The sequence below is a fragment of the Pseudomonas nicosulfuronedens genome (assembly GCF_005877905.1).
Taxonomy (GTDB): Bacteria; Pseudomonadota; Gammaproteobacteria; order Pseudomonadales; family Pseudomonadaceae; genus Pseudomonas; species Pseudomonas nicosulfuronedens.
This window is the reverse complement of sequence record NZ_SWDV01000075.1, coordinates 1-8,179: the sequence shown is the minus strand read 5'-3', so window position 1 is coordinate 8,179 and position 8,179 is coordinate 1. Positions and strand designations below refer to the sequence as shown.

At 58.7% G+C, this 8,179-nt stretch carries 7 protein-coding genes and 1 pseudogene; all 8 read left to right on the top strand.

The window, feature by feature from the left end; all coding sequences use genetic code 11:
- Positions 1-585: pseudogene (locus FAS41_RS30010) on the top strand (hypothetical protein); the annotation flags it as partial.
- Positions 586-810: 225 nt separating this feature from the next.
- Positions 811-990 (top strand): hypothetical protein, encoded by a 180-nt coding sequence (locus tag FAS41_RS30005; protein WP_138526909.1) that lies wholly within the window; start codon positions 811-813, stop codon positions 988-990.
- Positions 971-1,474, top strand: a complete 504-nt coding sequence (locus FAS41_RS30000; protein ID WP_138526908.1) for a hypothetical protein — start codon at positions 971-973, stop codon at positions 1,472-1,474. The genes FAS41_RS30005 and FAS41_RS30000 overlap by 20 nt, the downstream gene beginning before the upstream one ends.
- Before the next feature lie 127 nt (positions 1,475-1,601).
- A complete protein-coding gene (locus FAS41_RS29995) occupies positions 1,602-2,645 on the top strand; it encodes a lambda-exonuclease family protein (protein ID WP_138526907.1) in 1,044 nt (347 codons plus the stop codon).
- 53 nt (positions 2,646-2,698) lie between these two features.
- A complete protein-coding gene (mobH, locus tag FAS41_RS29990) occupies positions 2,699-5,272 on the top strand; it encodes a MobH family relaxase (protein ID WP_138526906.1) in 2,574 nt (857 codons plus the stop codon).
- The gene (traD, locus tag FAS41_RS29985; RefSeq protein ID WP_138526905.1) at positions 5,269-7,104 is read left to right on the top strand and encodes a conjugative transfer system coupling protein TraD; all 1,836 of its coding nucleotides are present in this window, start codon (positions 5,269-5,271) and stop codon (positions 7,102-7,104) included. Before mobH ends, traD begins: the two co-directional genes overlap by 4 nt.
- A 12-nt stretch (positions 7,105-7,116) precedes the next feature.
- The gene (locus tag FAS41_RS29980) at positions 7,117-7,473 is read left to right on the top strand and encodes a hypothetical protein (RefSeq protein ID WP_138526904.1); all 357 of its coding nucleotides are present in this window, start codon (positions 7,117-7,119) and stop codon (positions 7,471-7,473) included.
- On the top strand, positions 7,466-8,122 hold the full coding sequence (locus FAS41_RS29975; protein ID WP_138526903.1) for an IncC plasmid conjugative DNA transfer DtrJ family protein: 657 nt from the start codon (positions 7,466-7,468) through the stop codon (positions 8,120-8,122). Before FAS41_RS29980 ends, FAS41_RS29975 begins: the two co-directional genes overlap by 8 nt.
- Positions 8,123-8,179: the final 57 nt, after the last annotated feature.

Sequence of the window (8,179 nt, the reverse complement as noted above, 5' to 3'; positions counted from 1 at the left end):
GCTGCAAGAGAGGCCTCAGACCTGTGGCGGAGAAAAAAGAAAGGTCCATGGGTGAACTATGAAAGCTCGATGCAGAAGAAATCGGCGATCAAGATTGCCCGCAAGTACTGGCCGTTCGCAGGTGGGAAGCTGGACAAGGTAATTGAGTACCTCAATACCGATGGTGGCGAGGGGTTCAGTACCACTGGCGTGCATGTGTCAGCGATCGAGCGCTACATGGGGAATGCGCAGGTAGTCGATCCGATTGAGCCGCTACCTACCTCGAAAGAGGAAGGTCTGCAGCCTGGCCGGGTGGACACCGAGCCGGCCGCCGTACCTGCTGCTGAGCTTCAGCCGGCACCGGAAGCTGTGTTGGTTGAGGGGGAGTTGCTAGCGGCTGATAGCGAAGCCGTGCCCGCACCTAACTTCCCGGAAAGAACGCTCAAGAAAGTTGCTGAACTGGTCCGCCGCGCGGGCCTTTCTGGGGCCTGGAATGCAGCACTCGAGTACGTGTCGACCTGGCCGGTCGATGCGCGCAACTACGCAGAGAAGCAAATCAACGCAGCGCGAGCTGAAGCCTATGCCATCGCCTCCCAGGGCGAATAACTCATCCTCGACCGCCTCCGGGCACGCCGAGTCAACCAACCCGCCAGGGAACCCCCCTAGCGGGGGACTCTGGCAAAACTGAGGAAGCATCATGCTCGACATCATCAAGCTGATCCTGACCCTGCTGCTGCCGTAGGGCGCCAGGAAAAACCCACCCTGAGGGGGCATTCGCCCCCTTCGGGAGCGCTGCCTTTTCAGGTGATCGAATTCTGAAAAGGAAATCCCATGCGCACCTACATTCATACCCTCGTGAACCTGTTGACCAATGAAACGAAGCAATTCCGCTGCGAGGCGGAGTCGTTTGAGCAGTCAATCGAAATCGCTGAGAAGAACTATCCAGACCTGTTCCTGCTCCTGAAACCATCCCTGGCCAAGGAGCAGAGCAATGCGGCCGTCAACCGTTGAAAGCCTGCAGAAATCGCTACGCGAGTGGCAGCAGGTACTTCACGATGGTGGCCCGTTTGCGGTCTGTGCTGAAGAGGTGATCGAGAAGACTCAGGCGAAGTTATTCCTCCTGGAGTTTCTCGTCGGCCAGCTCGAAGTCGGTTTGACCTTGAAGCACTGCCGGCGAGACGCCTGGGGGATCATCCTTCCTGACGCCTCGCAGCCTGGCCGCTTTCGATGGCAGGCGTTCCAGAGCGATGGTTTTACCGGGCATGTCACCTTCGATTCGATGGAGGAGTGTCTCGGTGATTTGGTCGACGACGGTTATGGCGCGCCCGACCCGGGCGCGCTTGACCGTGTTGCCGATACCGTCGAATGGCGCCGTGGCATGGAGGTAGTCGGTCTGATCCAGTCCTGCAACGCAGGGTTGCTCAGCTTCGAAGACGCCATGCGACAGCGAGAAGAGATCTATGCCCGGTACCAGACTGCTGCAGAGGCTGCTTGATGCCGGGCAGCCTGGAGTACCAGAAGAAATCCCTCTGGGGCGGACGCCCCAAGGGGCTCGTTCGTTCCGGTGGGAACCACTTGGGTCGGCATGACCAGGTGGTTCACTACTTGAAAAGGAGAACGAGATGAAAGTCGTTGATCTCGCGCAGCGATCCCCCGATTGGCACGAGTGGCGCCGTGAGGGAGTTTCTGCGACCAGCTGTGCAGTGATCATGGGTGCAAACCCGGATAAAAGCCCTCTGGAGTTATGGAGGGAGCTGGTTGGCATCGTTACCCCGCCGGACCTATCGGTCATTCCGCAGGTGCGGCAGGGGGTACAGCGAGAGCCAATGGCTCTGCAGGCGTTCGAAGAGAAGTACGGCCAGTTGGGCATGCCGGTCTGCGGCGAGTCGCAGGAGTACCCAATCATTCGGGCATCCTTCGACGGTCTGTTGGCCAACGGCGCACCGGTGGAGATAAAAAACCTGGCCGACGCGAATCACCTGGAAGTGCTCCGCCTTCAGATGGAAAGCCATGCATACCTGCTGTATCGGTGGCAGGTGTGGCATCAGATGATCGTCAGTGGCGCGAGTGAAGGGTACCTGTGGTTTTGGTCCCCCAAGCACGAACCATGTTGCTTACCGGTGTCGCTCGACGAAGTAACGCGCAAGCGGATCATTGCCGCGGAGATCCACTTCTGGGAGTTGGTTGAAACCGGCTCCCCGCCGGCAGCAGATCCAAAGCGTGATGTTCTACCGTTGGATCAGCTCGAATTGGACGCCTGGCGCAAGCTGGCCCGACCACGACGAGAGTTGGAGCAAAAAATCACGCAATTGAAAGCAGAGCTCAAAGCACTGACCAATCAAGCTAAGGAACAGGATGCTGCGTTCCGACCGCTGATGGGGCTGTTTCGACGAGCCGATGCTCTTGGTGTGCGGGTGACGTGTTACGAGATCGCCGGTGCTGTTGACTGGGAAGGGGTGGCGAAGGAACTGCATGACGCAATTCCTGAAGACGTCCTGAATCGTCATCGAACGGGTGGTTCCGTTGCATATCGACATACCGTAAATCCGAACTACGACGAAGCAACAGCGCTGCCAGAGCCTAAACCTAGGGTTCGCAGGTTGGCGCCAGCTGAATCGAAAGAGGCCACAGAGCCTTCAGTCGCTTACGGAACCTTCTGGTTCTGAGTTCCCCGCCCGGCCATGTGCCGGGTTTTTTTTCGCCCTTTTTTTGGCGGGAAATGGCCTCTTGCCGGGCTTGCGCGCAAGCAACATGCGCCAGTCCACACAAAGAGAAGCCTATGTCGCCTATCTCGCTTATCAGACGGATTTTCTCGCTTGGGGGTAATCGGAACGCCGATTGGGTCGGCCGTTCGTACCCGCACCCTGCCGAGGAAATGATTGCCCCTGAGCTCCGTCCATACCTTGAGAATCACAATTGGCGGAACCTTCGGTACCCACCCTACCAGGAAGGCTACCCTGGCCTGGTTGCCGGCCGCTGGTTCATGCGCCGATATCAGCAGGATCTCTTCGACCGGCTCATGGGTTCACTTGGACTGCCTGATGAAGAGTTTGCGAGGTATGTCGAGCCGATCCTCAATAACTTCGCTGAGCTGGCCCATCTCCTCCCGGCCTCACAGAGCCATCACCATGATGGTCCTGGAGGTTTGCTCCGTCACAGCATGGAAGTGGCAGCGTTCACGCTCGACGGTTGCCTGACCACGGCATTCGACGCTGGCGAAACGCCTTCGCGGCGAAGCATGCGGTTGCGCCGCTGGTACGTGGCTGGCGTTGCGGCTGGGTTGCTTCACGATGCCGGCAAACCGTTGTCGGACATTCGGGCGACGAGCTTTGAGGGTGGGGAAGAGTGGAACTACGAGCGGGAAACGCTCCATGCGTGGTCAAGTCGAACCGGTATCAACCGGTATTTTCTCCACTGGAATCCTGATCGGCACGCTAACCATGTTCAAGTTTCAGTCTCGCTGGTTAGGGGCATCATTCCAGATGAGGCCCGGGCCTGGATTCGGGACGGTGGCCACGACATCTACGAGGCAATGCTCGACGCCATCTCTGGCGCAGGGGCAGGGCCGCTGACATCGCTCGTGCGTGCAGCGGATGAGGCCTCAGTGAAACGGGATCTCCTGAAGGGCCCACGAAATACCACCGGTGGTGATACAGGCGTTCCGGTAGCTCGCCTAGTTACCGATGCCATGCTTCGACTGATCGAGAAGGGTACCTGGAAGGCGAATGTTCCTGGTGGACGAGTCTGGATAGCTACCGACGGAATCTACATCGCTTGGACGATGGCTGCCGACGAGATCGTGCAGATGGTTGTCGCCGACGGTGTTGTCGCGATCCCGCGCGCCGCAGATACCCTGGTTGGGATTTTAGCTGCGCACGGTATCGCGGAGCGCGCCTCTAATGGCGACGTCTATTGGTACGTCACACCGCACCTTTTGCGTAAGAACGGACAGGCGCCGGCGCTGCGGTGCATAAAACTCCTCTCGCCGGACATCCTCTTCCCGCTTACACCTCTGCCACCCCCGGTTTCAATCAGCTTGGGTAAGGAGGGAAAGGCAAGGGACCTCATCGCACCCAACGACAAGCTGGGTGAGCAGGCGAGCCAGAAGAACGAGAACCAGGGAGATTTGTTCCAGCAGGAAAACACTGCATCCCCTGGGCAGGCCGATGACAGTGGCGAGGAGGTCGTACCGCCGGCCGATAAACAGACCAAGCCAAAGCGGAAGAAGGCTCCAGCGACGGCTGAGATCGGTAAGCCTTCGCCGGGTGTGCGAGCAGGTGTTACAGCTGAAGACGCATCCCCCTCACTCGAGATTACCAAACCAGCTGCAGGCTCCGCAGAAGAGCCGATGGAGCCTGAAGAAGAGCCGGAGCAGACGTTCACCCTCGAGCAAATGCTTGGCGACTTGTCGCAGTTGCCCGAGGACAACGCGAGTGGGGCGAATAACGGGGCTCCGGTGACTTCCGAATCACCGTCCGGCGCGCTGGCGGCTGACGATGCTCCAGAACAGCAATCGGCTGCAGCCGCGGCACCGGAGCGCGCTGCTCGCCCTGGACGAATCAGCCTCAGCCAGTTACGCGGCGATCAAATCGGCGCGAGCCCATTGCCGACCCCTCAGGCTTCATCAGCGACCGTTCCGCAAGTTCAGCTAGCAGTCCAACCAGCCCAACCAGAGAAATCTTCAGCACCTATTGCTCCGCTGGAGATATCCCCTGGTGATGCAGAGTTGTTGGCCGACCACGAAATGTACCTGCTGCAGATGCACCCGGAATTAGCGCGAAAGCTTATAGCTGCAGCAGCAGAGCCAGATACGTTGCGCAGTGCTTTCAACAAGGTGTTCGTTCGCCTGGGTTCGGCGTTTCAGCACGATGATGTTGAGGGCTTGGTGCAGGCCGGATGGCTTTGGCAGGACATCGCATCGGAGGGACCTGCTGTCCTGAAGAAGCTCAAGAACCAGGAAGGGTTCCTGTTCACGCAGGACTACAGCTTGATCATCTGCAAGCTGGCACGTTTGGACTGGAACGTGCCCCACCTCAGTCGCCTTCCAACAGGCGAGCTTCCTGTTCTGCGTAACGCGGTCGAGCAGGTGATCGCGAAGTCTTCATTCGAGGTCATCGCCGGCCTCGGCCTGCGCGCCATCACTCCGCACCAGGTTTCGCAGATCGCAGATCAGTTTGGCGTCACCCCGGCCCTTCTGGAGGAGGCGATATTCGCGCTGCGCGATGCAGTGAAAGTGGCGGTTAAACGCAAAATTTTCATCAGAGCACTACCTGAGGAGATCCCTGCCAAATGAGCGAATGGGACTACACCAGCTACTGGCGGAAAAACTTTGAGGCTCACGAGGTCGCTGCATGGGGCACCTCGATAATCGGCAGCACGGCCGTTCAGCTGCTCACCAGCATGCCTATCACTCCGTACCTCATCACGGTAGGGGTTCAGGCGGGCTTCGCACTCGCAGCGCTTCCCAAGGCCTTGCGCGTCCACAACGCGAAGGCATGTCTCTATGGCGCCGGCGTTCATACCATCACGTTGGATCAAATGATCGCGATGGTCCGGGCCAACAAAGGCGATATCTATTTCGGAGAGGCCTTTGCCTGGCGCCACATGCATGGGCAGTACGCCTTCGAGCTGCTCGCGTTGGACCTTGAAGACATCTTGGGCAAGAAGGGAAAGCGGAAGGCAACAGTCAAGGGCACCAAGTGGATCCATGGCTTGGGTATGGGAGAGGAAGAGCCCTGCATGCGGCCCGCGGATTCGCGAAACATCCACTTCCTGGTGGTGGGCACCACCGGCGCCGGAAAATCCCGCTGGTTTGACATGGCCATCACCCAGTGCATCGCCCGTGGCGAACCGGTAATCGTGATCGATCCAAAGGGTGACAAGGGGCTAGCGCGCACCTGTGAGATGGCAACGGCACGAATCGGCAAGAGCCACCGGTACAAGTATTTCCACCCGGCCTTCCCTGAGCGTTCGGTACGCCTGTCGCTGACCAAAAACTTCGGTCGCGCGACAGAAATTGCCTCACGTGTTGCTGTTCTGATGAAAAGTGATGCCGGTGACCCCTTCCAGGCATTCTCGATGATGGCCCTGAACAACGTGATTCAGGCCATGCTGATCTGCAAGATCCAACCCACCCTGGTTGGGCTCAGGCGAACGCTGGAAGGGGACGTTCCGGGCCTGACGATCAAGGTCATCATGGCCTACGGCGCGGAAGTATTCGGCGACGCGCAGTTCGATGCCATGGCCTCTGCCGCTTTGATCAGCGCAAAGGTGAAACCAGGCGATATCGAAGGGAAGGCCAAGGTTCTTCGCCGTGTCTATTACCAGGATATCGCGCCCGTCAGAGCGAACGGTGACATTGAAGGCCTTCTCACCATGCTGGAGCACGAGCGCTCGCACTTCAGCAAGATGATCGCCGGCTTGCTGCCGATTCTGGTGATGCTGACTGCTGGCGCCATGGGGCCGCTCCTGTCTCCTGTGGCGGATCCCGACGACGAGCGTCCCATTGTCGACCTCAACTCCGTGATCAACGGGGACCAGGTGCTCTACATGGGTCTCGACTCGCTCTCGGACTCGATGGTTGGCTCAACCATCGGTTCGCTGGCACTGGCTGATTTGGCCTCCACGGCTGGCGAAATCTACAACCACCGCATTCCCAAGCCCGTAAACATCTTCGTGGATGAGGCTGCAGAGGTTATCAACGACCAGCTGATCCAGCTGCTCAACAAGGGGCGCGGCGCCGGCATCAACCTCTACATCGCCACGCAGACCATCGCAGACTTCAAGGCGCGGCTGGGGGATGAATCGAAAGCCATGCAGGTTCTCGGCAACTGCAACCACGTCGTGGCTTTGCGCGTGCTCGATACCGATACGCAAGCCTTCATCGCGGACAAACTCACACCGACGCGCTTCAAGTACGTCATGCGCACGCAAGGAAATAGCCCAGACCAGAGCGGCATTCGTGTCGGTGGCAACGTCGGTGAGCGGCTGATGCAGGAGGAGGGCGAGCGTTTCCCTACCGGCTTGCTGGGCGAACTGCCCGACCTAGAGTTCCTTGCAGTGTTTGCTGGCGGAGATCTTCGCAAGGGCCGTATCCCGATCATCAATTTTGACAAAGCAGCCTGATAGGAGGCCCCTGTGTCTGTATCGACTCCTCTCGAGATTCAACGCCGTACCCAGCTGGATGCGGAGTCCACCAAGCTACTTCGCACTTTTGATTTGGAGTGGCGCTGCGGTACCCGCTTGATCACGCTCATGCTGGAGGCTGGGTATCCGCCGCTGGCAATTGGTCATGCCTTGCAGGAGGTACTCGGACAGTACCAGCGGATGTGCATTGAGCGGAGCAATGATTTCTCGCGCCTGCGTGCTGTCCTCAGCCATGTTCTAGACCATCTGCGCAAAAGCGATGCAGCCCTGCCGAATGAACAGGTTCTGGAATGGTGCACGTTATCGAACGTCCCTTCGATCGTGACGGAGCAACTGATCCATGGCTGAGAACATCGAGGAGAAGTGGCCCAAGGGCCTGGTTGCGTCGATAGCTTTCGGGTTCATCCTGGTTCTGATGCTGGCCACCGCCGCCCCAAACAAGCTTGTGGACAAGGTCATGGTCAAGGAGAGGGCCTGGGGGCTGGCGCTGCTGGGCCAGAGCGATCTGGCTGCGGTGGAGTCGAAGACAAGGGACTGGTACACGTTCCTTCTCTTGGACTCAGGGGCGAAAGCCATGGTCGCCGACGTATTCATTGGCGAGCGAAGCTCCAGGGGAACCGTCAATGCTCTGGAGGAAAAAGCAGGCTGGTGGTTCAACTACCTAAGCGAGCGGGGAGAGGCACTACAGAAGATCATCTACCAGGTGGTGTATCGAGTGGTGCTGGCGCTTTTCTGGCTGCCATTCCTTGCTGTAGTCGTTATCCCCGGGGCTTACGCCGGCTGGATGCGTTGGCATGCGAAGAGGGCGGGGTTCAGCTACACGTCGCCGTTTGTGAACAACCATGCGACGAACATGCTTTTGATGAGCACGGTACTGCTACCGTTGAGCTTGATCTTCCCGCTCCCCTTGCCGCCGCTGGTGGTGAGTACCTTCCTCATACTGGCTATACCGATCCTGTTGTCGTTGCTGATCAGCAACCTGCCCAAGATGTTCTAGTGCTGATGTTTCGCTGGCCGCTCTCGGCCAGCGACTGCGTCTTTTCCTAATCCGAGG

Excerpts from the sequence above, each read along its gene's own strand:
- FAS41_RS30005 (WP_138526909.1), top strand. The coding sequence starts at position 811 with ATGCGCACCTACATTCATACCCTCGTGAACCTGTTGACCAATGAAACG.
- FAS41_RS29975 (WP_138526903.1), top strand. The coding sequence starts at position 7,466 with ATGGCTGAGAACATCGAGGAGAAGTGGCCCAAGGGCCTGGTTGCGTCG.
- FAS41_RS29995 (WP_138526907.1), top strand. The coding sequence starts at position 1,602 with ATGAAAGTCGTTGATCTCGCGCAGCGATCCCCCGATTGGCACGAGTGG.
- mobH (WP_138526906.1), top strand. The coding sequence starts at position 2,699 with ATGGCCTCTTGCCGGGCTTGCGCGCAAGCAACATGCGCCAGTCCACAC.
- traD (WP_138526905.1), top strand. The coding sequence starts at position 5,269 with ATGAGCGAATGGGACTACACCAGCTACTGGCGGAAAAACTTTGAGGCT.
- FAS41_RS30000 (WP_138526908.1), top strand. The coding sequence starts at position 971 with ATGCGGCCGTCAACCGTTGAAAGCCTGCAGAAATCGCTACGCGAGTGG.